The sequence below is a fragment of the Phyllobacterium sp. 22229 genome (genome assembly GCF_052056495.1).
Classification (GTDB): domain Bacteria; phylum Pseudomonadota; class Alphaproteobacteria; order Rhizobiales; family Rhizobiaceae; genus Phyllobacterium; species Phyllobacterium myrsinacearum.
The window spans coordinates 146,219-171,049 of sequence record NZ_JBQEPA010000011.1 but is presented as its reverse complement, the minus strand read 5'-3'; the positions used below and the strand labels follow the sequence as shown (position 1 = coordinate 171,049).

The window sequence follows — 24,831 nt, the reverse complement described above, 5'->3', positions numbered from 1 at the left end:
GAAGCTTTGCATGGGAGGCCCTGAAATGTCACTGAAATTGTATTTTCACCCGCTGTCGTCGTTCTGCATGAAAGTGCTGACCGCGCTTTATGAGAATGACACGCCCTTCGAGCCTTGCATGGTCGATTTCATGAACGAAGAGGCAAGCGCCGATTTCCGCAAGATGTGGCCGATCCGGCAGTTTCCGGTTTTGCGCGACGAAGCCCGGGGCCAGACCGTTCCTGAATCCAGCATCATCATCGAATATCTCGCCCAGCACTTTCCCGGCAAAACGCCGCTTTTGCCCTCCGAGCGGGAACCGGCACTGGAAACGCGCTTCTACGACCGCTTCTTCGATCTGCACGTGCATGTGCCGATGCAGAAAATCGTCACCGACAGGCTGCGTCCCGCAGGCCAGAACGATGCGCTGGGTGTTGACCATGCCAGACAGAAGCTGCGAACCGCCTATGATGTGCTGGAAGAGCGTCTCAAAGGCCGGACATGGGCGGCGGGCAGCGCCTATACGATGGCGGACTGCGCCGCCTCGCCCGCGCTGTTCTACGGCGATATGGCCGTGCCGATCGGCGAAGGATATCCCGTGCTGACGGCTTATCGCGATCGCCTGATGAAGCGGCCATCCTTTGCCCGCGCCCTGGAAGAGGCAGAGCCCTATTTCGACATGGTGCCGAAATAGGCGTCAGGCAAGGCGCATCACGGCAGCACCGGCGGCGATCAGCGCCACGGCGATCAGGCGCTTGACGCCGATATTCTCCTTGAGAACCAGGGCGGAGATGGCCACGGCGAACAGGATCGACGTTTCGCGCAAGGCGGCAACGGCGGCGACCGGGGCCATGGTCATCGCCCACAGGGCAAGACCGTAGGAGCCGAGCGTGCCGACGCCGCCGACCGTGGCCAGCCGCGTCCGCTTGAGGAAATGCGGCCAGAGCTCGCCCTTGCGGGTCACCATGGTCCAGAGGAACAGCGGAATGGCGTTGAGCGTGAAAACCCACATCGTATAGGCCGCCGGTGCGCCGGAATGGCGCACGCCGATGCCGTCGATCAGGGTATAGGTGGCAATCACCAGCGCATTCAAGAGCGCAAAGACGGTCGTGGCGCGGTTGGCCCCTGCCCGCCGCCGCGCTTCCAGCGCCAGCGCCAGCACGCCGCAGCAGATCAGGGCAATGCCCGACCATTTCTGCGCCGACAGGAACTCGCCAACCAGCGGACCGCTGGCAATGGCGACAAACAGCGGCGCCGTGCCGCGCATGATGGGATAGGCCTGACTCATGTCCCCGCTGCGGTACGCCGCCGCCACAAGCGCGAGATAGATGAGCTGAACGACGCCCGATGCCGCCAGAAACGGCCAGCTTTCGCGCGCCGGTGCCGGCAGGAACGGCAGGCAGACCATGGCGATCACCCCGGCTGCCGTTACGACCACGACGGTGTTGAGGAATTTATCGCCCTCGGATTTGACGACAGCATTCCAGCTTGCATGCAGGAATGCGGCAAACAGGACAATAAGAACAACCGTTCCGGACATGATCAGACCCCGGCACGCCCGAAATGCGCGTGCTCCCTGTGCTCAATGACACATTTGGGTCATAAGGCAAATTCGATAATCTCATCTTTAAAGTGAGAAGTTCTAAACGGCATTGATACCGTCGACAAAGCTGGCAAGACCGGCGCGCAGCGGCGTGCCGAATTCAGCGCTTTTGGCGATGCCGTCCGCATCCAGTTTCCTGCCCTTGAGCGGCAGGGTGAGTGCGGCGCTGGTGATCACATGCGCCGACATCGTCATCAGCACTTCCATGAGAAGCGGCGTGATGCGCTCCGAGTGCGGCGAGGTATTGATCAGAAGCACCGGCTTTCCCGGAAATTCGACGCATGACACGAGCCAATCCAGCATGTTCTTGAAGCTGCCGGGAATGCCATGGGCATATTCCGGACAGGAAATGATCAGTCCATCGGCCGCGCCGACCTGCTTACGCAGCGCCACAATCTTCTTGGGCGGCTTGTCGCCGTCGAGATCGGGATTGAAGGGCGGCAATCCCGCCAGCCCCGCATAAAGCGCCACGCTGACACCGGCGGGCACCAATTGGCTGCACGCTTCCAGCACGGACTTGTTCATGGAAACGGCGCGCAGGCTGCCGGACAGGGCGAGAAGTTTTGTCATCGGGAGACCTTCGGGAATCAATTTGACAATCAGCATAGCGAGATGCTTGCGATAGCACCAACATCGTGAAACAAGCAGGGCCATGAACTACCGTCACGCCTATCACGCCGGCAATTTCGCCGACGTCGTCAAACACATTATCCTCACGCGGATTGTGCTCTATATGCAGCGCAAGGACCATGGTTTTCGCGTCATCGATACCCATGCGGGTATCGGCCGCTACGATCTCAAGGGGACGGAAGCGGGCAAGACGGGCGAATGGCAGAGCGGCATCGGCCGGCTGCTCGAAGCCAAGCTCGATGCGGATGTTGCCGGTCTCATCCAGCCCTATCTGGATATTGTCCGCGCCGAAAATGCCGATGGCGCCATCCGCCACTATCCCGGTTCGCCGCTGATCGTGCGGCACCTCCTGCGCAAGCAGGACCGGCTGTCGGCGCTCGAACTGCATCCGGACGATGCCCGGCTTCTCGCTGACGTGTTCGAAGGCGATGTGCAGGTGCGCGTGACACAGCTGGACGGCTGGCTGGCGCTGGGCGCCCATCTGCCGCCCAAGGAAAAGCGCGGCCTCATCCTTGTCGACCCGCCGTTTGAAATCGGCGGCGAATTCGACCGCCTTGTGGAAGGGCTGGTCAAGGCGCACCGGCGTTTTGCCGGCGGCACCTATGCCTTCTGGTATCCGGTCAAGGACCGGCAGGAGGTCAGGCGCTTCGCCTCGCTGCTGCACGATACCGGCATTGCCAAAATCCTGCGCGCGGAGCTGATGATTCGAGCGCCCTCGCCGGAACCCCGGCTCGACGGCACCGGCATGATCATCGTCAATCCGCCTTTCACGCTGGAGAGCGAGCTGCGAACCGTTTTCCCGGCGTTGTCAAAAGTCCTCAGTGACGGGAAGAATGCCGGTTTCACCGTCGATTGGATCCGCGGCGAGCAAGTTGGTGCTTGACCGCGCGCACCGGCTGTCCGACATTGGCAGCATATCGATACCTCATGGAGAGTGACCCCTATGGCACGCGTTTCCACCCTTCTCGCCACGACCCTTGGCGCTGTACTGGCAATTTCCTCCGCCGTTCCGGCCTTTTCCGCCGATTACCTGCAACGCGCGCCCAGCGAGACCTATGACGATACCTGCGGCAAATCCGGCGTCCTCAATCGCATCGTGAACCGCTTCTCCTATCAGGTGCATCACGTTCCGGGCCTGCAGCAGGTTGCAATCCAGGATTTCAGCGAAGTCCATCAGCAGCGCTATGAGCCGAGCCGCGATCCGGAAATGTCGGCCGTCGCGCGCTATTATTGCCAGGCGACCGCCCATCTGTCCGACGGCAAGCAGCGTCCGGTCTGGTACGTCGTCGAAGAAGGCCTGGGCTACGCCTCCATCGGCAACAATGTCGAGTTCTGCGTTGCCGGGTTCGACCGCTGGAATGTTTACAATGGCCGCTGCCGCAGCCTGAAATGATCCGTGACCGCTGATGCAGTTCGGCAGCCTGGCGCGCTACGCCCTGTTTGCAGCGCTTCTTGGCGTGTCCGTATTGACCTATCTGCGTGAGCAGCAGCCGCGGCAAAGTCTTGCTCCCGCGCAAACACCCGAAATAATTGCCGCGGGTGAACGCCAGACAAGCGGCGCGCCCGCCGCATCGGTACCGGCGGGCAGCGGTTTTGATTTCTATGTTCTCGCCCTGTCGTGGTCACCCAGCTATTGCGCTGCCGAAGGCTCGAATGCCAACCGGCAGCAATGTTCGACGGGGCGTCCCTACGGTTTTGTCGTGCACGGGCTCTGGCCGCAATATGAACAGGGCTATCCGCAGGACTGCACCACGGACGAGCCGCGTGACGTGCCATTCAGCCAGGCGAGACAGCTTTCCGACATCATGCCCTCCGCCGGGCTCGTCACCTATGAATGGCGCAAGCACGGCACCTGCACCGGACTGACGCAGAAAGACTATTTTTCGGTGATGCGGCAGGCGGTATCGCGCGTTGCCATCCCGTCTGCCTACAGCCAGCCCACCCAGCGGGCGCCGGTCAATCCGCAGCTTGTCGAACAGGCTTTTGTCACAGCCAATCCGGGAATGACGCGGGATGCGGTCTCCGTCACCTGCGACAGCACGTTCCTGCGCGAGGTGCGTGTCTGCCTGACCAAGGACCTGCAGTTCCGCAGCTGCCCGGAGGTTGACCGCTCCTCCTGCCGCAGGCGTTCCGTCGACATGCCGGGAACGCGGTAGTACTGCCGATCACCCCCCTCTGATCTGAACGCTTTGCGAAAAGCCGCCGGGCGTTTACCGTTCGCCATCGAATCGTCAACCGAGGAGCGTCATCGTGACGAAAATTCTGTATTCCCCCGCCTCGCCCTACAGCACCAAGGTGCGCATGGCTGCCCATTACGCCGGCATTCCGGTTGAAAGTGTGCTTGTTGACACCAGCACGGCGCCAGCCGAACTGATCAACGCCAATCCACTCGGCAAGATTCCGACGCTCATTCTCGATGACGGCAAGGCACTCTACGACAGCCGCGTCATCACCCAGTATTTCAACCGCGTGTCGGGCAACAAGATTTTCCCGCGCAATGCCGAAAAGCGGCTGGAGGCGGAACAGCTGGAATCCATTGCCGACGGGCTGTGCGATGTGCTGCTCACCCATGTCTATGAGCGGCGTTATCATCCGGAAGAAAAAATCCACCAGCCATGGCTCGACTGGCAGTGGGCCAAGGCGATCCGCGTGCTCGACTATCTCAATGCGGCGCCGCCGCGCCTCGGCAAAAAGCTCCATGGCGGCCATATCGCGCTGGCCGCCGCCCTCGCCTATGCCACCCTGCGCTTCGAGGGCAAATGGGAAAAGGGCCGCTCGAAGCTCAAGCGCTGGCAAAAACGGTTCGAGGAGCTGCATCCCGAACTTGCCGCGCTTCTGCCGAAATAAATCCAGGACAACAAAAAAGCCGGGCAGTTTCCTGCCCGGCTTTTTCTAAAGGTCAAGTCCGGATTAGAACTTGTAGCCAACACCAACACGAACTTCGTTCGTGGTGATCTTGTTCGATACGCTGTCGAGGCCGCCGAGATCATAGTCCTTCTTGCCAAAGTCGGTGTAGCGGTATTCAACGCGGCCGACGATGTTCTGGGTGATCTTGGCTTCTGCACCGGCACCGGCCGTCCAGCCGACGTGGGTCTTGCTTTCGCTGCCGAGAGGACCGGACAGCTTGCTGTCGGTGATGGCAACACCGCCTGTACCATAGAGCAGGACCGGATCAAGTGCGATACCGGCACGGGCGCGGATCGAACCTTCTACACCCTGCTTGGCCTTGTAGCCGAAGTTGTTTTCCTTGGCACCGGAGTAGCCGATGTCGCCTTCAGCACCGTATACGAACTGGCCGTTCTGCAGGTTGTAGCCGCCGTAAGCGCCACCCTTGAGGCCGTCGGCATCGAGCTTGCCAACACTGGTCTTGTTCTTGTTCCAGCCATAACCGCCATACACACCGAGGTAAGCGCCGGACCAATCGGCCTGGGGGGCCTGGTATGCAGCTTCAGGCGCAGGAGCCTGTTCGGTGATGATGTCAGCAGCCAGAACTGGGGCGGAGAGCGTCAGCACAGCCGCCGAAGCGAGGATCATTGTCTTAAGAGTGCGCATGGCAATCTCCTTTTTTAAACTCTTTTACACGGAGCGGGCACTTGGTCGGGGGGATAAACCAAAACTTGCGTCCGCTGAACGAGAGGAACATTCGCTTCTCATTGTGGCGGCACTCGCGCCAGACTGTGAAAAGAAACTGTCGAGAAAATGGCAGAAATGCGATGTGTTCATTATGCAACATCTCGATTTTACGAACGATTTCAATCAGATAAAAATAGTACGACAAAATAGATTTTACGAAATATTTGAGAAAATTTTATCGAAAAGTCAGAAAATCACCCCCTTCAATATAGTATACTTAACCGATACTTAAACTTTGCATTATGCTTGGGTTTTTCAGCTGATTTCTGCCGCTATACCCACCGTCATCAGACGAAAATGCCATGAATGAAATGAACAACTGGAATTTCTCATTTGTCAGTGCAGACGCCGCAAACCCTCGCGCTTTGCCGATATCCTCCCTATATTCGGGCCTACATTCAGGCGTGAATCGCGAGACTGGGAGAGCCGTGTGCACAGAGATAAGACCGTTGCCCTTGTCACAGGCGGCGCAAGGCGTGTTGGTAAGGCGATTGTAGAGAATCTTGCCGCCAATGGTTTTGCTGTGGCTATTCATTGCAATCATTCGCTGGAAGAAGGCCGCGCGCTGCTGGACACAGTAGAGGCGGCCGGAGGCACGGCGGCGGTGGTTCAGGCGGATCTGACCGACGCCGATGCGGTTCGCGGCCTGATCGGCAGCGCCGAGGACGCGCTTGGTCCGGTGGAAATCCTTGTCAACAATGCCTCGATCTTTCACGATGACGGGTTTGGCAATTTCGACGATCATGTCTGGGACAGGCATTTCGCCGTGCATGTCAAAGCCCCGGTGCTGCTGGCCGACGCGATGAAATCGGCGCTTCCCGAGGGGGAGAACGGCCTCATCGTCAATATCATCGACCAGCGCGTGTGGAGACTCACGCCGAAATTCACCTCCTACACCCTGTCGAAGGCTGCCCTGTGGGCCGCGACCCAGACCATGGCGCAGGCGCTGGCCCCGCATATCCGGGTCAATGCCATCGGTCCGGGCCCGACCATGCAGGGGGAACGTCAGGAGAGAATCGATTTTGAACAACAAGTTGACGGCCTGCTGTTGAAACGCGGGCCCGATCTGGCAGAATTCGGCAACACGATCCGCTATCTCTGGCAGACGCGCTCCATCACCGGGCAAATGATTGCCCTGGATGGCGGGCAGCATCTGGCGTGGGAGACGCCGGATGTCACAGGAATGGCAGAATGACCAACGCACGCAATCATCCGGCAATCGACCCGGCCCCGCCGCTGTCCCCTGACGGGACTGCGGAGGATACCGGCGTGATCTTGGATGATGAGGGCCCGCTCGCCGCCGAAAACAGCGAGCCGATCCGCGACGTCGCGGCGCTGATCAATGCGATCGAATGGGATTCCAGCGTCGAAAGCGACGGAACCAGCGGTGCCGATGTCATTGGCGAACTGGTCAAGCGGCTGCCCAACAAGCCGGGCGTTTACCGCATGTTCAATGGCGACGGCGACGTGCTCTATGTCGGCAAGGCCCGCAACCTGAAGAAGCGTGTTTCCAACTATGCACGCGGTCAGGGCCACAACAACCGCATCGCCCGCATGATTCGCGAAACCATGAAAATGGAATTCGTCGTCACCCGCACCGAGACCGAGGCGCTGCTGCTGGAAGCGAATCTCATCAAGCGCTTGCGCCCGCGCTTTAATGTTCTGATGCGGGACGACAAGTCGTTTCCCTATATCCTGCTGACGGCGCCCAAACAGACCGACCGGCGGCTGGCACCTGGTATTTTCAAGCATCGCGGCGCCCGATCCTCGAAGGGCGATTATTTCGGCCCCTTTGCCTCGGCGGGTGCTGTCGGGCGCACGATCAACGCGCTGCAGCGCGCCTTCCTGCTGCGCACCTGTACCGATTCCTTCTATGAAAACCGCACGCGGCCCTGCCTGCTCTACCAGATCAAGCGCTGCTCCGGCCCCTGCACCAGCGAGATCAGCGAAGCGGATTATGACGAACTGGTCAGCGAGACCAAGGCGTTTCTGTCCGGCAAGAGCCAGGCGGTGAAAACCCACCTGTCCGATGCCATGCGCGAAGCCTCCGCCGAACTCGATTTCGAGCGCGCGGCGGTCTATCGCGACCGCCTGTCTGCTCTCTCCCACGTCCAGTCGCATTCGGGCATCAACCCGCAATCGGTTGAAGAGGCCGATGTCTTTGCCATCTACCAGGACGGCGGCACCACCTGCATTCAGGTGTTCTTCTTCCGCACCGGCCAGAACTGGGGCAACCGCGCCTATTATCCCAAGGCCGATTCATCGCTGTCGAGCGCCGAGGTGCTCGGCGCCTTTCTGGCGCAGTTCTACGATGACAAGCCCTGCCCCTCGCTGATCATGCTGTCGGAAACGGTGGAGGATCAGGAGCTGCTCGGCGTCGCCCTGACGGCGAAATCCGACCGCAAGGTGACGATCACCGTGCCGCAGCGCGGCGAGAAGAAGGACCTTGTCGAACACGCGCTCAGCAATGCGCGCGAGGCGCTTGGCCGCCAGTTGGCCGAAACCTCGTCGCAGTCGCGCCTGCTCAAGGGTGTCGCCGAAACCTTCGGCCTGGAAAAGACACCGCGCCGCATCGAGGTCTACGACAACTCCCACATCATGGGCACCAATGCCATTGGCGGCATGATCGTCGCGGGCCCGGAAGGGTTTGTCAAAAACCAGTACCGCAAGTTCAACATCCGCTCGACCGAGATCACGCCGGGCGACGATTTCGGCATGATGCGCGAAGTGATCGAGCGCCGCTTCAGCCGCCTCGTCAAGGAACACGGCACACCCGAGAACAAGGACATGCCGGATACCCCGGCGGATGTGGAAATCGATGAGTTCGACGAGGAGTCCGATGCCTTCCCCGCATGGCCCGACATCATCCTGATCGACGGCGGCCAGGGCCAGATGAGCGCCGTGCGCGGCATTTTGCAGGAGATGGGCATTGCCGGCAAGGTCACGGCCATCGGCGTTGCCAAGGGCGTGGACCGTGATGCCGGGCGCGAGCGGTTCTTCATGGAAGGAAAACAGTCCTTCACCCTGCCGCCGCGCGATCCCGTCCTGTATTTCCTGCAGCGGCTGCGCGACGAGGCGCACCGCTTCGCCATCGGCACCCACCGCGCCAAGCGCAAGAAGGAAATGGTCAAGAATCCTCTGGATGAGATCGCCGGGATCGGCCCTTCACGCAAACGTGCACTGCTTCATCAGTTTGGCACGGCTAAAGCTGTATCGCAGGCTGCTGTCGAAGATTTGATGAAGGTGGACGGGATATCGGAAGCAATGGCCATCACCATTCGCGATCATTTTCGCTCATAGCTTGGCTTAACTATTGAAATCGGGACACAATTGCGCCCGACTCCCGCATGATGAGCTTGACGTTTGGCGGACAAGCCCGTTTGATCGGCACTGATTTGATTGGTTGGAAATATGCCCAAGAACAACGCCTACTCCTTGCCGAACCTGTTGACCTATGGGCGCATTCTCGCGGTGCCGCTGGTCGTGCTGTGCTTTTTCCTCGAAGGCAGCCTGCAATCCAGCGATGCGGCGCGCTGGGGCGCGCTGGTCATCTTCGCCATTGCCAGCATCACCGACTTCTTCGACGGCTATCTCGCGCGCATCTGGAAACAGACTTCGACCATCGGCCGCATGCTTGATCCCATAGCCGACAAACTGCTGGTATCGGCTTGTCTTTTGCTGCTGGCGGCGGATGGAACCATTGCCGGCTGGACGCTGTGGGCGGCGATCATCATCCTGTGCCGCGAAATTCTCGTTTCGGGCCTGCGCGAATATCTGGCGGAACTGAAAGTCAGCGTGCCGGTGAGCCAGCTGGCGAAATGGAAGACGACCATCCAGATGTTTGCCGTGGCTATCCTTCTGGCGGGACCTGCCGGCGACAAGATCGTGCCGCACACGACCCAGTTCGGCATCGCCCTGCTGTGGGTGGCGGCCCTCGTGACACTCTATACCGGCTGGGACTATTTCCGCGCCGGGCTGAAACATGTGGTAGATTAGGCTCATGAGCGTCAAACTCGTATATTTCGCGTGGGTGCGCGAACGCATCGGCAAGGGCGAAGAGATCATCGATCTCGCGCCCTCCATCGTGACCGTCGGCGATCTTCTGAGCCACCTCAAAACCCGCGGCGAGGAATATGAGGCGGCGCTGGAATATCAGGACGTCATCCGGGTGGCCATCAACCAGGAACATGTCGATCACAAGACACCGATCGGCGGCGCGCACGAGATTGCCCTGTTCCCGCCCATGACCGGCGGCTGATGCCATGACCGGCACGATCCGACCGCGCGTCGCCATCCAGAGCGGCGATTTCGATACGGCCGCCGAAATTGCCCGCCTGACATCGGGACGCCATGACATCGGCGCCGTCGTCACCTTCAGCGGGCTGTGCCGGGATGAAGCCGGAACGCTGCAGGCGCTGGAAATCGAGCACTACCCCGAAATGGCCGCCCGCGAGATCACCCGCATTGCCGGTGAAGCGCTCGGCCGCTGGCCGCTGACGGGCCTGACGGTCATCCACCGCTTCGGCATGATCCGGCCCGGCGAGAACATCGTGCTTGTCGTGGCCGCTTCCGCCCATCGCCGCGCCGCCTTCGATGCCGCCGCCTTCCTGATGGACTATCTGAAGAATGCCGCGCCCTTCTGGAAGAAGGAACACCTTGCCAGCGGTGCACAAAGCAACTGGGTCGAGGCCAAATCGACCGATGCGGCTGCGCTCAAGCGCTGGAACGAGGTGAAGTAATGCGGCGGCTTGCCATTCTCTCGCTCATCGTCGGTTTCGCCGGCGTGATCGCGCTGTTCGGCCTGTCGTTCAAGGCGCGCAGCGAAAGCCGTGCGCCTGACATCACCGGTGCGTCCTGGCTGGCGGAAGACATCAATGGCGGCGGCGTCATCGACTTCGCCCAGACAACCCTGATGATCGGCCATGACGGCGCGGTGAGCGGCTCCGGCGGCTGCAACCGCTTCATGAGCAAGGCTGTGGTCAAAGGCCGCAAGCTCACCTTCAAGCCGGCGGCAGCAACGCGCAAGCTCTGCCCGCCTGCCCTGATGGATCAGGAACACAAGTTCTTTGCCATCTTGGAGCGCACCCGTGCCTTCCGGCTGGTGGATGGCAAGCTGACGCTGCGCGATGCATCGGGCAAAACCATTGCCCGGCTGGCGCGGCAGGACTGAATTGACAGCCCCTTAAAACAAAAAAGCCGGGAAAATCCCGGCTTTTTCTGTCTCGGCTGAACCAATCAGCCGACGATTTCCGTTCCGGAGAACCAGTAGGCGATTTCTTCTGCGGCTGTCTCAGGCGCATCGGAACCGTGAACCGAATTTTCACCGATCGACAGGGCGAATGTCTTGCGGATGGTGCCTTCGTCGGCATTGGCCGGGTTGGTGGCGCCCATGACTTCGCGGTTGCGGGCAATGGCGTTTTCGCCTTCCAGAACCTGAACGATGGTCGGTGCGGAGGACATGAATTCAACGAGTTCGCCGAAGAAAGGGCGTTCCTTGTGAACGGCGTAGAAGCCTTCGGCTTCGCGGCGGCTCATCCAGACGCGCTTGGAAGCAACGACACGAAGACCAGCCTCTTCCAGCTTCTGTGTGATGGCGCCGGTCAGGTTGCGGCGCGTCGCGTCGGGCTTGATCATCGAGAAAGTGCGTTCAATCGCCATGGAATAAAACCTTGTCGTTAGGGGAATTGGATGGCGGCTCTATAGCGTCAGGCAGCCCCTTTGCCAAGGGGCCGCCCGTCAGAAACCCTGCATCTTGCCTTTAGGCCGCAGCACTGATCTCGCGGGCGATACCGCCATGCAGATCGAGGCAGCGCTCGAACCAGTCATGCACCGGATCGTTCTCGTCCACGAGCTTGAACGGCGTCAGCACCCGCACCCACTGGAACGCCCCGAACACGATGTAATCGCTGAACAGCGGGCTCTTGCCGCCGATGAACGGCTGCGACAGCAACATCTTGCGCAGCGGTTCGAGGCTTTTGGTGAAGGCGTCGTGCCTGGCGTCGCGTTCGGCAGCCACCGCCTCCAGCGGGCGGCCGAAGATTTTTTCCCGGCTCTCGCGAAAATAGGCCTGGTTCGGCGCATCGAGAATATCGTGCACCGGCATGAGAATGACCACATTGATATAGGGATGCAGCGTCATCTGCGACCAGCCCTCGACGAAGCGGGCCATGGCCCGGCCGCCCTCGCCCTTGAACAGCGACGGCCGGTCCGGATAGGTGTCTTCCAGATAGAGGGCGATCTCGAAGGAATCCGCCACGCGCGTCTCGCCATCGCGGATAACGGGCACCTTCGGCGAAAATGCGCCTTCAAGCGCCGGGATATCCTTGAACGACACGCGATTGCGGTTGAACGGCAGGCCCTTGTGGGCCAGCGACATCACGGTTTTCCAGCAGTGCGGGCTGAATGGCCGGTTCAGATCCGTACCGACGAGTTCGTGCAGAATGATTCCCATGGAAAGCCGCCTCTGTTTGGATATTGTGGCAGCAAGACTGACGCATTTCGGCAGAAAGTCAATTTGGCGCAACAGCATTTCCGCATGGGCGCCGCTCGTTATGAACGTGCCCAATCGGACACAGATATCGCCTAACCTCACTTTCCCGCGCAATCGGGCGATATCTGCGGCACGCACGGCTTGCGAAAAGCACATTTCCCGTGCAAAAGCGCGGCCATGCTTATTCTCAACGACATATCCGTGCGTATGGCCGGACGCCTGCTGATCGATCACGCCAACCTCAACCTGCCGTCGGGCACGAAGGCGGGACTGGTCGGGCGCAATGGCGCGGGCAAATCCACCCTGTTCAAGGTGATCACGGGCGAACTGCCGGCGGAAACCGGCGATTTCTTCCTGCCCAAGAACATCCGCATCGGCCAGGTGGCGCAGGAAGCGCCGGGAACCGAAGATTCCCTGCTCGAGATCGTGCTGGCCGCCGACCAGGAGCGCACCGCCCTGCTGGCCGAGGCGGAGACAGCCACGGATCCGCACCGCATCGCTGAAATCCATATCCGCCTGGTCGATATCGACGCGCATTCGGCCGAAGCGCGCGCCGGTGCGATCCTTTCCGGCCTCGGCTTCGATTCCGAAGCGCAGAAGCGTCCGGCCTCGTCCTTCTCCGGCGGCTGGCGCATGCGCGTGGCGCTGGCGGCCGTGCTCTTCGCCGAGCCGGACCTGTTGCTGCTGGATGAGCCGACCAACTATCTCGATCTGGAAGGCACGCTGTGGCTGGAGGACTATGTGCGCCGCTATCCGCACACGGTCATCCTGATCAGCCACGACCGCGACCTTCTCAACTCGGCCGTCAATTCGATCATCCATCTGGATCAGACCAAGCTGACGCTGTGGCAGGGCAATTACGACCAGTTCGAGCGCCTGCGCAGCGAAGCGCTGGAGCTGCAGCAGAAGCAGCGCACCAAGCAGGAAGCGCACCGCAAGCACATGGAAGCCTTCGTCGAGCGTTTTCGCGCCAAGGCGTCCAAGGCCAAGCAGGCACAGTCCCGCCTGAAGGCCCTGCAGAAGCTGAAGCCGATTTCGTCCGTGATCGAAGACCATGTAGCGCCGTTCCATTTTCCCGAGCCGGAAAAGGTGGTGGCATCGCCGATCATCGCCATTGAAAACGGCGAAGTCGGCTATACGCCGGGCAAGCCGGTGCTCAAGCATCTCAACCTGCGCATCGACGCGGACGACCGGATCGCGCTGCTGGGCTCGAACGGCAACGGCAAGTCGACGCTGGCCAAGCTGATCAGCGGACGCCTGCCGCTGCAGAGCGGCCGCATGACGGTGGCGCCGAACCTGAAGATTTCGTTCTTTGCCCAGCACCAGCTCGACGATCTGGTGCCGGAGGACAATGCCATCGAGCATGTGCGCAAGCTGATGCCCGATGCGCCGGAATCCAAGGTGCGCGCCCGCGTTTCGCAGATGGGCCTGGCCACGGTGAAGATGAACACGGCGGCAAAAGACCTTTCCGGCGGTGAAAAGGCACGGCTTTTGATGGGGCTTTCCACTTTTCAGGGTCCGAACCTGCTCATCCTGGACGAGCCAACCAACCATCTGGATATCGACAGCCGCGAAGCGCTGATGCACGCGCTCAATGATTTCGACGGCGCGGTGATCCTGATCGCCCACGACAGGCACCTGATCGAAGCCACCATGGACCGGCTCTGGCTGGTGCGTGACGGCGCGGTTGCGCCCTATGACGGCGATCTCGACGCCTACCGTTCGCTGGTTCTGGCCGATGCCAAGGCCGAGCGCTCCGGCAACAGCAAGATCAACGCCGATGACGGACAGAAGCTGACCAAGGCCGAGCAGCGCAAGCTGTCGGCGCAGAAGCGCGAAGCGCTGAAGCCCTTGCAGAAAAAAATCCAGGAAGCCGATGCCATGGTGCAGCGCTTCCAGAAGAAGATCGAGACCCTGCAGGACCAGCTGGCCGACCCGGTCATCTACAGCCGCGAGCCGGCCAGGGCGACGCAGATCGGCAAGGAAATCGGTTACGCCAAATCCTCGCTCGCCCGGGCGGAAGAGGAATGGCTGACGCTGTCGACCGAATATGAAGAGGCAATGGCTGATCTGTAGAAATCGCAAGAGAGGGGATTTGCAGGTCGAAATCCTCCCCTCTCCTGGATTTTCCGGATCGTCCGGAACGTCGCCCGCCCCTCGTCAGGGCGGGCTTTTTCATGCGGCTACGAAAGATCCACCGCGAACACCGTCTTCCTGCGCAGCGGCAGGGCAAAACCGGCGACCATCGCGGCAAGGCCGATCATGGTTGAAACCGCAAAGATGGTCATGGTTGCAGCACGCAGGGCCTCAGGGCTTGTTGCCTGGGGATAGCTGGCGGCATTGGCCACCAGACCGGCCACCGCGGCACCGATGGCGTAACCGGCGGATTGCAGCGTCGGCAGGAGGGCGGAAGCCCGGTCACGCTCGCCGTCACGTGCCGATTCCATCACGCTCTGGCTCAAAAAGCCCCAGCTGACCCCGAACCCGGCACCGATGCTCATCTGGCCAACCAGAACCACGCCCGGCAGATCGGCGGAGAAACCCAGAACCAGAACGGCAAGGCCGGTCACCAGCAGCGCCGGTCCGAGCCGGATCATCTGCGCGCGGCGGCGCTGGTCCTGCACATTGGCAACCAGAATGGCAATGCTGCTCCAGGCGACGGCAAAGCTGGCGCTGAACGCACCGGCCATGGTCGGGCCGTAGCCCCAGAGATTCTGCAGGGTCATGACGAGATAGACCGAGGTGGAGGCCTGGGCGACAGGCATCAGCAGCACGATCCATAGGCCGATCCCCACCGTCGACGTCAAGGCAAAGGCATCGGACGGGAACAGCGGCGTGCGGCTGCGGCGGTCAACCGCAACGACGGCAATGAGAACGGCCGCAGCGCCGGCGACGCACAGGACCTCCAGCGTCAGGGTCTGCATGACGCCGGCAAGCGCCACCAGCATGATGCCCCCGCCGATGGCCCCCAGCCGCAGGAAAGGCACGGACAGCGGCGCGGCTTCCGCCGCCGAGCGCGGCACGATGCGGAACACCAGTGCGATGAAAATCAGTGCCATGGGCACATTGACGAGGAACGCGGCGCGCCAGGATACGGTTTCCGTCAAAAGCCCGGCAACCAGCGGACCGCCGAATGCGGCGATGGCCCAGACGACGGCTTCGGCGCCAAACACCTTTGCCACCAGGCGCGACGGGAACAGGTCGGGAATGAGCGCATAGCAGATGGCGGCGATCACGCCCTCACCCAGCCCCTGCAGGGCGCGGCCAACAAGCACTTCCGTCATCGACGAGGCAAAGGCGGCGATCAGCGTGCCCGCGAGAAAGACGATGGCGGCCCCGACCAGCGCCCGGCGCGGGCCGAGCCTGCCCTTCAGCAAGGCGCCGCTGGCGCCGCCGACAATGGACAGGACGAGATAGAGCGTGAAAGCCCAGGAAATCAGTTTCAGCCCGCCGATCTCGCGCACCGCCGTCGGCAGCGAGGTGGAAACGAGAAACCCGTTGAAGGCAAACAGCGCCACGCCGAGGCAGAGCGTCGTGGTTGCGGCGGAAAACTGCGGGGTCAGCAGCTCGGACCAGCGGGCATCGCTGGCTGTGTCGTCGGGTTCATGCATGGCGTCACCTCAATTAAATAAGTTTTGTGTTTTTATATTCCGGTTAATAAAATAAGCAATCGCTTTTTAAAAATAATCTTGTTATGCTCCCACCATGCAGGATCGAACGACAAACCGCATGCTTTATTCCCTGAAGGTGGCCGGCGCGCAGACCGCAGCGTCCCTGGCGGACCGCCTCGGCATTACCGCCGTCGCGGTGCGGCAGATGCTGGGGCGGCTGCATGAGGATGGCCTTGTCGCCTATGAAGACAGCCGCGAGACCGTTGGCCGGCCGAAACGCTTCTGGCACCTGACCGGGGAAGGCAACGGGCAGTTTCCCGACAACCATGCGGCGCTGACGGCCGATATCCTGGCATCCGTGTCAGCCGTGTTCGGCGATGCCGGGCTCGACAGGCTGATCGCGCACCGCGAAACCGCCACGCTCGACCACTACCGCACGGAACTTGCCCATGCGGGCTCCCTCGAGCAACGGGTGCAGCGTCTGGCGGAAATACGCTCCGCCGAGGGGTACATGGCAGAAATAACCCGCGATGCGGCGGGTGCGCTGGTTCTGGTGGAAAACCACTGCCCGATCTGCGTGGCCGCCAGGGCATGCCAGAAACTGTGCCGGTCGGAGCTTGATGTGTTTCAGGCCGCGCTTGGTCCCGATGTCGAGGTCAGGCGCTTCGAGCATATCTTGAAAGGCGCCCGGCGCTGCGCCTACCGGATCACGGAAAAGCCGGGTGACAGCGGTCAGCTGGCGATGAAGCTGTAGAGCATCGGACTCATATAGCCCCTGCCAACGCGCCAATAATCGCGCATCGGCCCGCCCTCGCATTGAAAGCCGAGCCGTTTGGCCAGCCGGATTGAAGCCGTATTGTCGGGGTGGATGATCGCCGTGATGCGGTGCGCCTTCAAATGGGCCACGCAATACTCCATCAGCGTCTTGACCGCCTCGCTCATCAAGCCCTGCCCGTGCCATTCGCTGCGCAGGATATAGCCGATTTCAAGCCGGTGATTGCTAACCTCGCGGTGATGGTAGTTCACCATGCCGATGCATTCGTCCGTGGTCCTGTCGGCCACCGCCCAGGCCATCGAATCGTAGGGCGACGTGGTCTTCGCCAGGATGCGCAGGCACCGCCGCGTTTCCTCCATGGTCGTGCAGGCGGTGAACCCCCAATATTGCGTCAGCGTTTCGTTGGCGAGGCACGCATGCAGCCCGGCTTCATCGCGGCTTTCGAACGGCCGCAGGCGCAGGCGCGGCGTCAGCAGTGTCGGGCAGGCAATCTGCACCATCACCGCCCCCATTTGGGCGCGGGCGGCGTGCTGTTGGGATTGGCCTTGCGGCGCCCCAGGCGCATCAGGCCTAAAATGCTGACGGCAATCAGGGTCAGACCGGCCGGAACGACGCGCTTGTCGATGCTCACCGCGCCCTTGCGCAGGACGATATCCACCTGCGCCACGTCGAGGCCGTCGGCGTCGCCGGGTCCGATGGCAAAGGTATAATCGCCGGGAATCACGGGGTCGATGTCGCCCATCCTGTCGCGATAGACACGCGGCCCCTGCGGCGAACCGCGATTGGCGGCCTGCGCATTGACGTAGGAGAGCGTCTTGACGAGCACGTCCTTGCCGTCCCGCGACACGACCGAGGTCAGCGCGGTGCGCCCTTCGGCCGGAATGAAATTGCGCAGCGGCTGCATGTCGACAAAGATCCGCACCGGGCCGTCGCTGGCCTTCAACGAAACCGTCACCCGCTTGTACGGGCCGGGCCGGTCAAACACCCGCCATGACCCAAGCTCGCTGCCGGAAAAATTATAGGCGTACCAGGGATAGCCAATTCCCAGCGCCACACCGGCGAGCAGGAGCAACAGCAGCAGCTTGCGCATCTCTCAGGCCTTCTTTTCCCAGCGCCCCTCGGCATTCTGCTGCCAATAGGTCAGCGTGTGCCCCCCGGCCTTCAACTGCTTCCACTGCTCTCGCGCCTGTTCAAGCTGCATCTGGTCGTGGCCGTCGAACATCAGCACCAGCCGTTCATAGGCTTCGACATGCGCCGGCACAGCGCCATCGACCAGAAAGCGCACCGTGGCGCCATTCGGATTGCCCTCGCCCGTGGTCAGTATGACCGGCTGCTCCTCCGGGTGCGGCTCCTGGTCCGTGGCATGGGCCAGAAAGGACGCATCGGACCAGGTCCACAGATGGTTGTCGAGGCTGTCGCGCCGCTCCTGCGATCCGGTCTGGATGACCACCTTCCACTGGCGGCTCAGCGAGCGCTCGACCAGGCCCGGAAGCGCATTTTCCAGTGTCGATTCGGTGAGGTGGTAGAAGAGGATTTCGGTCATTGTCTCTCTTGGCTCAAAAACGCGCCAGTGTCACTTCGTTGAAGCAGGCCTTGACCGATTCGTCAAAGAATGGGTGATGCGGCGGGTGGCGCAAGCCACCCGCCGCCTTCATCAGCCTTCGAAATTGTCCTGGACCAGCCGGTCAAGCAGGCGGACACCGAAACCGGACGCCCAGGACTGGTTGTACTCGCTTGCCGGCGTGCCCATGGCGGTACCGGCGATATCCAGATGCGCCCAGGCCGTATCCCCGACAAACCGCTTCAGAAACTGCGCTGCGATGATGGCGCCGCCAAAGCGGGTGCCGATGTTCTTCATGTCGGCATTCTTGGTGTCGATCAGCTTGTCGTACTCGGCACCGAGCGGCATGCGCCACACTTTCTCGCCGGTTGCCTGCCCCGCATCGAAGAGCTGCGCCGCCAGCGTGTCGTCATTGGAGAAAAGCCCGGCATGCGACTGGCCGAGCGCAACCATGATCGCGCCGGTCAGCGTGGCGAGATTGACCATGAATTTCGGCTGGAAACGCTCATTGCAGTAATAGAGCGCATCCGCCAAGACCAGCCGGCCTTCCGCGTCGGTGTTGAGCACCTCGATGGTCTGACCCGACATGGAGGTGACGATATCGCCGGGACGCTGGGCATTGCCGTCGACCATGTTTTCAACGAGGCCAACGATGCCGACCACATTCACCTTGGCCTTGCGGCTTGCCAGCGTGTGCAGGAGGCCGGTGACGGCAGCGGCGCCGCCCATGTCGCCCTTCATCTCATCCATGCCGGCGGCCGGCTTGATCGAGACACCGCCGGAATCGAACACCACGCCCTTGCCGACAAAGGCGATGGGCGCGTCCTTGCCCTTGCCGCCCTGCCATTCCATGATCGCGAGCCGCGCCGGGCGCACCGAACCCTGCGCCACGCCGAGCAGCGAGCCCATGCCGAGCTTCTTCATGTCCTTGGGGTCGAGAATCTCGACCTTCACATCGAGTTTCTTCAATTCCTCGATGCGTTCGGCAAATTCGACCGGCCCGAGAATATTGGCCGGTTCATTGACGAGGTCGCGCGCCAGAACAACGCCTTCCGCCACGGCTTCGGCATTGGCAAAGGCCTTCTTTGCCGCCTGCGGGTCGGCCACGAGAAGGGTGATCCTGGCGGAGGATTTTTCTTCCCGCTCGTCGTCACTCCTGCCCTTTTTCGTCTTGTACTTGTCGAACGTATAGGCGCGCAGCAGCATGCCGAGCGCGAAGTCCGCGGCATTTTCGCCCGACACGTCCGTGTCCGGCAAGGCCAGAACCACGGAAACATGCTTGGCCTTGCCGATTTTTGCAAAGGCCGAACCGCCCAGTTTCAGCCAGTCATCGGCCTTCAGCTTGGCCGGATCGCCAGCGCCAACCAGCACCAGGCGGTCAAGCTCGGTGCCTGCGGGCGCGAGCGTGCTCAGGCTTGCTGCAAGTTTTCCCTTGAAATCCGAGACATCGATGATACGCGACAGCAACGCCTGCCCGACGACAGATTCGGCTTCCTGCGCGGCCTTGCCTTCGGCTGCCAGAAGCAAAATTGCGGTTCCGTTTTCAACGGCGGCAAACTTTGCAAAACTGATGGATGGTCGTTTGGACATGATATCTCCAGATTGAACAAATTGTGACTTCCTAATTCATCAAAGTTGATGAATGAAGTGGGTAACGGTAGGGATCGGGCGCTAACACCTTGTTAACCAGCTTTCTTCGCCTATTTTTAGCCAAGACTGACTAGATTGAACATATAACGGGTTCGTCCCATAGTGCGGCAAAATAATGCCATGGATTGTATGGCATAGATGAAATCGCCGGTCATTGGTGACCGGCAGGTCGACAAACAAGGTGGCGGAACTCTTTTGCGAAACATGACATGCGCCTGATTGAGTATTACATCTTGCGACGCATCGTCGTCATGTTTCTGGCAGTTCTCCTGTCAGCGGTCGGCATTACGTGGATCGTCCAGGTTCTTGGCCGCATCAACTTCCTCACCACCAGCGGCCAGAGCTTTTTCTACATCCTGAAGTTCAGCTCCAACCTGCTTCCCGCCGCCTTTCCCGTCGTCATGCCGTTCGCGCTTGTTATCGCCGTGACGCAGACGCTGTCGACGATGAACCAGGATTCGGAACTCGTCGTCATCAATGCCTCGGGCGCGCCGCGTTCCACGGTCATCCGTCCCGTCCTGCTTTTTGCCGTCTTCGTGGCCGGCGCTTCCTTCGTCATTGCCAATTTCATCGCCCCCTATTCGCAGATGAGCATGCGGCAGATGCTGGCGGACGCCCGCTCCGACGTCATCAATCTTGTCGTGCAGCAGGGCTCGTTCCAGCGGCTGGACAAGGATCTTTATCTGCAGATTGAAAGCCGCGATGCCAATGGCGCGATCAAGGGCCTGTTCGTGTCCGATTCGCGCGATCCCGTGACCGACCTGCTTTACTACTCGAAAGACGGCCTCGTGGTCGACAAGGGCAGTCAGAGCCTTCTGGTCATGAAGGACGGCGAAATCGACCGCCGCGACGTGAAGACCGGCGATGTGTCGATCATCAAGTTCAACACCTATGCTCTTGATCTTGCTGAATTTTTGCCATCGGACGACAAGGATGTCACCATCTTCCCGAAGGACCGTCCGCTGAACTATCTGATGAACCCAGACCCGAACGATCCGGTCTATCAGCAGAAACCGCTGCGCTACACGTCAGAGCTGGCCAAGCGGCTGACCGACTGGATGTACCCCATCGTTTTCGCCTTCATCTCACTGGCGGCGGCAGCGGATTCACGCTCGCACCGGGAGGCCCGCATTTCAGCGTCCTTCACGGCCATCACATTGAGCCTCGTCGTCTTCTGGATCAGCTATTCCAGCGGCCAGGCGTCGGAAAAGAATGAAAACGTCATTCCCTTCCTCTTCGTCTTTCCGGTTCTTGTCACCATCTCGGCCATCTATGCGCTGGCGACAAACCGCCAGATCGGCGTGCCGGCAAAAATCGCGGACTTCTTCAAGAATGGGTTTTCCTCGCCGCAGGCCGCGCTTGCAGGCGTCAAGACAAAACTGCTAAATCCCCGCTCCGGACGTGGAGCGCGTGACGAATGATAGGCTGGACACTCGGACGTTATTTCTTTCTCCGCTACGTGACGATCACCTGCTATTTCCTCATGGGAAGTTTTGCGCTGGCGCTCATCCTCGATTTCACCGAGCTGTCGAGCAAGCTGGCTGCACTGCCGGAATATTCCTCCATTCAGGCATTCGGCCTGTCCGTGATGCGCATTCCCTACATCATGCAGCAGGTGTTTCCGTTCATCGCGCTGTTTTCGGCGATGACCACGCTGATCTCGCTCAATCGGAAGTATGAGCTTGTCGTGGCACGCTCCGTCGGCGTCTCGGCCTGGCAGTTTCTCCTGCCTGCCTGCACCGGTGCTTTCCTGTTCGGCCTTCTCGCCGTGCTGATCGTCAATCCCCTCGCCGCCTATGGCTTCGAGAAGAGCGAAGCGGTTCAGGCGGCGTGGCGCAGCGGAAAGACCAACGATACAACCGACGATCGCGTGCCCTGGCTGCGCCAGAAAACCGATGAAGGCGAGACCATCATCGGTGCCAAGAATATCGTCAACCGCGGGTTGCGGCTGGTCGATGCCTCCTTCATCCGGCTGGACAAGAACAAGGACATTATCGAGCGTCTCGACGCCAAGACGGCCGATCTGGAAGACGGCTACTGGCAGTTGAAGGACGTGACGAAATTCGTCCTCGGCGAGACACCTGTTTCACCGGGAGATGTCCGTATTGCGACGCATCTTCGGCCTGAATTCGTTGAAGAAAGTCTGGCCCGGCCCGAGACAATTCCTTTTTTTGAGCTGCGTAACAAAATTGCCGCAGCCCGTTCATTTGGCTATCCGGCCAATGCTTTTGACATGCATTTCCAGTCTTTGCTGGCTTTGCCTGCTCTTTTAATGGCGATGACCCTAATCGCTGCGACAGTTTCGCTGAAATTTGTTCGCTTTGGACAATCTGGAACGATGATTCTGGGTGGCGTCCTCGCGGGCTTCGTGCTTTATGTCGTCACAGTTGTGGTCAAGGCATTCGGAAATGCGGGATTCGTTCCGCCTTTCGTTGCCGCTTGGACTCCGGTCCTGATCGCAACTTTTTTTGGGGTCTCCTTTCTGCTGCACAAGGAGGATGGTTAGAGTGGGATTGAATGTAACGCGCTCGGTGTTGCCGACGTGGCTCGCACGGCTTATGTGCGGGACGGCCGTGCTATGCCTTGCAGGCGGGATTTCGTTCCCGGCCTTGGCCCAGACACAAGATGCCCTCGCAGGTAATTTCAAAACGAATCCGAATGCCCAGATGCTGCTGGAATCGGATGAACTCGTCTATGATATCAATGCCAAGACGATTTCCGCCGTCGGCGGCGTGAAGATCGAATATGACGGCAACCGCCTCGTTGCCCGGCAGGTCACCTATGACCAGAAGACCGGCCGGCTGAAGGCGCTCGGCAAGGTCGAGATCGTCGAAAAGGACGGCAACCGCATCTATGCGGAAAATCTCGATGTCACCGATGACTTCAAGGAAGGTTTCGTCAATACGCTGCGCGTCGAGGCTGCTGATAACACGCGCTTTGCGGCGGAAAGCGCCGAACGCATCGGCGGCGAAATCACCAAGTTCAACAATGGTGTCTACACCGCCTGCGAACCCTGCCGCGACAAGCCGGGCAAGGCGCCGCTTTGGCAGGTGCGCGCCCAGAGGATCGTCTGGAACGGCAAGAACAAGACCATCCGGTTCGAGCGCGGACGCTTCGAGCTGTTCGGCATGCCGCTGGCCTTCCTGCCGGCGTTTGAAATCGCCGATCCGACGGTGAAGCGCAAAAGCGGCTTCCTGATGCCGAGCTACAAATATGAGACCAATCTCGGTTACGGCGTCAGTGTCCCCTATTTCTGGGCGCTTGCTCCCAATTACGACCTGACCCTGACCGGCACCGGCTATACGAAACAGGGCTTCCTCGCCGACGCGGAATGGCGCCATCGCCTGGAAAACGGCGAGTACAGCGTTCGTATCGCCGGCATCAGCCAAAATGATCCGAGAGCATTTTATAATACTGCCGCACCGGACAATGATGCCCAAGACTGGAACAACAAGAACCGCGGCATGATCGGTTCGAAGGGCGCGATTCACATCAACCCGCGCTGGACCCTCGGCTGGGATGCCATGGTGCAGTCGGACAAGGCCTTTGCCTATCGCTATGGCCTCGACGGCTATGCGGACTACAACAAGACCGACCAGATCTACCTGACCGGCCTGCATGACCGCAACTATTTCGATGTGCGGCTCTACAAGTTCCATGTTCAGGAAGGATGGGCGGACTCCTTCAGCGCATCGTCGGAAAACAAGCAGCCCTGGGTTCTGCCAAGTCTTGACTATGCCTATATTCCGACCCAGCCGCTTGCTGGCGGCGAGTTGAATTTCAACTTGAACTTGCAGGCGCTGTATCGCGACAAGGTCGATGCCAATGCGGGATATACAGGTCTGCCGCGCTCCGGCTATCTCGCCGGTGTCAAGGGCAATGATGGCCGCATCACCGGCGAAGTCGAGTGGAAGCGCACCTTCATTACCGGAAGCGGCCTCGTCCTGACACCCATTCTCGCCCTACGCGGCGATGGCATGTATGTCGATTCGGATTCTCCTGGCGTCACCCGCGACCAGGCCTTCCGCGGCATGGCAACCGCCGGGCTCGAAGCCAAATACCCGATCCTGTTCACGGCGGCCAATTCCACCCACGTGCTTGAGCCGACGGCGCAGCTCTTTATCCGCAACAATGAGCCCTATGCCGGCCAGATGCCGAACGAAGATGCGCAAAGCTTTGTCTTCGATGCGTCGAGCCTGTTCGAGCGGGACAAGTTCTCCGGCTACGACCGGGTCGAGGGCGGCACACGCGCCAATCTCGGCATCCGCTATTCCGGCACGTTCAACAACGGCCTGTCGCTCAACGGTATTGCCGGCCAGTCGTTCCAGCTTGGCGGCGTGAATTCCTTTGCCTCACAGGACTTTGTCAATGTGGGCGCGGAATCGGGTCTGGAATCGGCGCGCTCCGACTATGTGGCGATGATCGGTGCCAATTATGGTGCCTATACGCTGACCACCGGCGGCCGCTTCGACAAGGATACGTTCGAAGTTCAGCGCGGCGAAGTTGCGGCAACGGGCTCGGGCAAATACGGCTCCGTTTTCGGGAAATACGCATTCATCGCTGCTCAGCCGACCTATGGCTTCCCTGAAGACCGCCAGGAAGTCACCCTCGGCGGCACCGCCAAGCTGACGCCGAACTGGCGCCTCCTTGGCTCGGGCACCTACGATATCGTGCATGACACGCTGGTAAAGCGCACGGCAGCGATTGCCTATGACGATGAGTGCTTTACCTACCAGATGTACTATACGCAGCAGCGGCCCATCACCGGCGCTGGCACCGCCGGCGAAACGACGACGACATACGGCTTCCAGATCTCCTTCCGTACCCTGTGGGAATTCGGCAAGCCTGTCGATATTGGCGGCATTTGATGATTTCTTTTCAACTGGCCGCCCTTGCGGC

The 24,831-nt window shown here is 60.5% G+C and carries 26 protein-coding genes; 16 read left to right on the top strand and 10 right to left on the bottom strand.

What is annotated here, in order from left to right:
• Window positions 1–25 precede the first annotated feature (25 nt).
• A complete protein-coding gene (locus ACTJJ7_RS15310) occupies window positions 26–673 on the top strand; it encodes a glutathione S-transferase family protein (protein WP_440967839.1) in 648 nt (215 codons plus the stop codon).
• A gap of 3 nt (window positions 674–676) precedes the next feature.
• Here the strand turns inward: ACTJJ7_RS15310 and ACTJJ7_RS15305 are convergent, their stop codons facing one another.
• Entirely contained in the window at window positions 677–1,519 is an 843-nt protein-coding gene (locus ACTJJ7_RS15305; RefSeq protein WP_130269094.1) for an EamA family transporter, read from the bottom strand.
• A gap of 102 nt (window positions 1,520–1,621) precedes the next feature.
• Complete coding sequence (locus tag ACTJJ7_RS15300; RefSeq protein WP_158531320.1) at window positions 1,622–2,152, bottom strand: NADPH-dependent FMN reductase; 531 nt, start codon at window positions 2,150–2,152, stop codon at window positions 1,622–1,624.
• Between the two features lie 82 nt (window positions 2,153–2,234).
• Between ACTJJ7_RS15300 and ACTJJ7_RS15295 the strand changes: the two genes are divergently transcribed.
• The 4 genes from ACTJJ7_RS15295 to ACTJJ7_RS15280 all read left to right on the top strand — a co-directional run bounded on the left by ACTJJ7_RS15295 (window position 2,235) and on the right by ACTJJ7_RS15280 (window position 5,059).
• A complete protein-coding gene (locus ACTJJ7_RS15295) occupies window positions 2,235–3,095 on the top strand; it encodes a 23S rRNA (adenine(2030)-N(6))-methyltransferase RlmJ (RefSeq protein ID WP_440967836.1) in 861 nt (286 codons plus the stop codon).
• A gap of 60 nt (window positions 3,096–3,155) precedes the next feature.
• Window positions 3,156–3,605, top strand: coding sequence for a hypothetical protein (locus ACTJJ7_RS15290; protein ID WP_440967834.1), 450 nt, complete (start codon window positions 3,156–3,158; stop codon window positions 3,603–3,605).
• A gap of 13 nt (window positions 3,606–3,618) precedes the next feature.
• The gene (locus ACTJJ7_RS15285; RefSeq protein ID WP_440967833.1) at window positions 3,619–4,368 is read left to right on the top strand and encodes a ribonuclease T2 family protein; all 750 of its coding nucleotides are present in this window, start codon (window positions 3,619–3,621) and stop codon (window positions 4,366–4,368) included.
• Between the two features lie 94 nt (window positions 4,369–4,462).
• The gene (locus ACTJJ7_RS15280; RefSeq protein ID WP_130269089.1) at window positions 4,463–5,059 is read left to right on the top strand and encodes a glutathione S-transferase; all 597 of its coding nucleotides are present in this window, start codon (window positions 4,463–4,465) and stop codon (window positions 5,057–5,059) included.
• Between the two features lie 63 nt (window positions 5,060–5,122).
• Here ACTJJ7_RS15280 and ACTJJ7_RS15275 read toward each other — a convergent pair whose 3' ends face one another.
• The gene (locus ACTJJ7_RS15275) at window positions 5,123–5,764 is read right to left on the bottom strand and encodes an outer membrane protein (RefSeq protein WP_105735744.1); all 642 of its coding nucleotides are present in this window, start codon (window positions 5,762–5,764) and stop codon (window positions 5,123–5,125) included.
• Window positions 5,765–6,275: 511 nt separating this feature from the next.
• Here ACTJJ7_RS15275 and ACTJJ7_RS15270 point away from each other — a divergent pair.
• The 6 genes from ACTJJ7_RS15270 to ACTJJ7_RS15245 all read left to right on the top strand — a co-directional run bounded on the left by ACTJJ7_RS15270 (window position 6,276) and on the right by ACTJJ7_RS15245 (window position 11,015).
• Window positions 6,276–7,040, top strand: coding sequence for an SDR family oxidoreductase (locus tag ACTJJ7_RS15270; RefSeq protein WP_440967830.1), 765 nt, complete (start codon window positions 6,276–6,278; stop codon window positions 7,038–7,040).
• Window positions 7,037–9,145, top strand: a complete 2,109-nt coding sequence (gene uvrC / locus ACTJJ7_RS15265) for an excinuclease ABC subunit UvrC (protein WP_440967828.1) — start codon at window positions 7,037–7,039, stop codon at window positions 9,143–9,145. The genes ACTJJ7_RS15270 and uvrC overlap by 4 nt, the downstream gene beginning before the upstream one ends.
• Window positions 9,146–9,256: 111 nt before the next feature.
• Window positions 9,257–9,841: a CDP-diacylglycerol--glycerol-3-phosphate 3-phosphatidyltransferase gene (gene pgsA, locus ACTJJ7_RS15260; RefSeq protein WP_105735750.1), complete on the top strand. Its 585-nt coding sequence runs from the start codon at window positions 9,257–9,259 to the stop codon at window positions 9,839–9,841.
• A 4-nt stretch (window positions 9,842–9,845) separates the two neighbouring features.
• Window positions 9,846–10,103, top strand: a complete 258-nt coding sequence (gene moaD, locus ACTJJ7_RS15255; RefSeq protein WP_130269087.1) for a molybdopterin converting factor subunit 1 — start codon at window positions 9,846–9,848, stop codon at window positions 10,101–10,103.
• Between the two features lie 4 nt (window positions 10,104–10,107).
• Window positions 10,108–10,584, top strand: coding sequence for a molybdenum cofactor biosynthesis protein MoaE (locus ACTJJ7_RS15250; RefSeq protein WP_105735754.1), 477 nt, complete (start codon window positions 10,108–10,110; stop codon window positions 10,582–10,584).
• On the top strand, window positions 10,584–11,015 hold the full coding sequence (locus ACTJJ7_RS15245) for an META domain-containing protein (protein WP_440967825.1): 432 nt from the start codon (window positions 10,584–10,586) through the stop codon (window positions 11,013–11,015). The genes ACTJJ7_RS15250 and ACTJJ7_RS15245 overlap by 1 nt, the downstream gene beginning before the upstream one ends.
• Window positions 11,016–11,080: 65 nt before the next feature.
• Here the strand turns inward: ACTJJ7_RS15245 and ndk are convergent, their stop codons facing one another.
• Both ndk and ACTJJ7_RS15235 read right to left on the bottom strand, forming a co-directional pair.
• Window positions 11,081–11,503: a nucleoside-diphosphate kinase gene (gene ndk / locus ACTJJ7_RS15240; RefSeq protein ID WP_105735757.1), complete on the bottom strand. Its 423-nt coding sequence runs from the start codon at window positions 11,501–11,503 to the stop codon at window positions 11,081–11,083.
• A 100-nt stretch (window positions 11,504–11,603) separates the two neighbouring features.
• Window positions 11,604–12,296 (bottom strand): glutathione S-transferase family protein, encoded by a 693-nt coding sequence (locus ACTJJ7_RS15235; protein ID WP_440967822.1) that lies wholly within the window; start codon window positions 12,294–12,296, stop codon window positions 11,604–11,606.
• A gap of 216 nt (window positions 12,297–12,512) precedes the next feature.
• Here ACTJJ7_RS15235 and ACTJJ7_RS15230 point away from each other — a divergent pair, with 216 nt between their 5' ends.
• Window positions 12,513–14,411 carry an ABC-F family ATP-binding cassette domain-containing protein gene (locus ACTJJ7_RS15230; protein ID WP_440967820.1) on the top strand — a complete coding sequence of 633 codons (1,899 nt, stop codon included), beginning with the start codon at window positions 12,513–12,515 and terminating at the stop codon, window positions 14,409–14,411.
• Between the two features lie 107 nt (window positions 14,412–14,518).
• On the opposite strand, the gene ACTJJ7_RS15225 is transcribed toward ACTJJ7_RS15230, so the two are convergent.
• Window positions 14,519–15,946, bottom strand: coding sequence for an MFS transporter (locus ACTJJ7_RS15225; protein ID WP_440967818.1), 1,428 nt, complete (start codon window positions 15,944–15,946; stop codon window positions 14,519–14,521).
• Between the two features lie 118 nt (window positions 15,947–16,064).
• Here ACTJJ7_RS15225 and ACTJJ7_RS15220 point away from each other — a divergent pair, with 118 nt between their 5' ends.
• Complete coding sequence (locus ACTJJ7_RS15220) at window positions 16,065–16,700, top strand: helix-turn-helix transcriptional regulator (protein WP_245421169.1); 636 nt, start codon at window positions 16,065–16,067, stop codon at window positions 16,698–16,700.
• On the opposite strand, the gene ACTJJ7_RS15215 is transcribed toward ACTJJ7_RS15220, so the two are convergent.
• From ACTJJ7_RS15215 to ACTJJ7_RS15200, 4 genes are all read right to left on the bottom strand, one after another.
• Entirely contained in the window at window positions 16,679–17,221 is a 543-nt protein-coding gene (locus ACTJJ7_RS15215; RefSeq protein ID WP_158531319.1) for a GNAT family N-acetyltransferase, read from the bottom strand. The two genes, ACTJJ7_RS15220 and ACTJJ7_RS15215, sit on opposite strands and share 22 nt — an antisense overlap.
• Window positions 17,221–17,811 (bottom strand): hypothetical protein, encoded by a 591-nt coding sequence (locus ACTJJ7_RS15210; protein ID WP_440967816.1) that lies wholly within the window; start codon window positions 17,809–17,811, stop codon window positions 17,221–17,223. The genes ACTJJ7_RS15215 and ACTJJ7_RS15210 overlap by 1 nt, the downstream gene beginning before the upstream one ends.
• Window positions 17,812–17,814: 3 nt before the next feature.
• Window positions 17,815–18,264: a DNA polymerase III subunit chi gene (locus ACTJJ7_RS15205; RefSeq protein ID WP_105735768.1), complete on the bottom strand. Its 450-nt coding sequence runs from the start codon at window positions 18,262–18,264 to the stop codon at window positions 17,815–17,817.
• 111 nt (window positions 18,265–18,375) lie between these two features.
• On the bottom strand, window positions 18,376–19,872 hold the full coding sequence (locus ACTJJ7_RS15200; protein WP_440967814.1) for a leucyl aminopeptidase: 1,497 nt from the start codon (window positions 19,870–19,872) through the stop codon (window positions 18,376–18,378).
• Between the two features lie 269 nt (window positions 19,873–20,141).
• Here ACTJJ7_RS15200 and ACTJJ7_RS15195 point away from each other — a divergent pair, with 269 nt between their 5' ends.
• From ACTJJ7_RS15195 to ACTJJ7_RS15185, 3 genes are read left to right on the top strand one after another with little or no spacing between them, the layout of a single operon-like run.
• Complete coding sequence (locus tag ACTJJ7_RS15195; protein WP_440967812.1) at window positions 20,142–21,353, top strand: LptF/LptG family permease; 1,212 nt, start codon at window positions 20,142–20,144, stop codon at window positions 21,351–21,353.
• Window positions 21,350–22,438, top strand: a complete 1,089-nt coding sequence (gene lptG / locus ACTJJ7_RS15190; RefSeq protein WP_105735774.1) for an LPS export ABC transporter permease LptG — start codon at window positions 21,350–21,352, stop codon at window positions 22,436–22,438. The genes ACTJJ7_RS15195 and lptG overlap by 4 nt, the downstream gene beginning before the upstream one ends.
• A 1-nt stretch (window position 22,439) precedes the next feature.
• On the top strand, window positions 22,440–24,800 hold the full coding sequence (locus ACTJJ7_RS15185; RefSeq protein WP_440967810.1) for an LPS-assembly protein LptD: 2,361 nt from the start codon (window positions 22,440–22,442) through the stop codon (window positions 24,798–24,800).
• The last annotated feature ends 31 nt before the right edge of the window (window positions 24,801–24,831 follow it).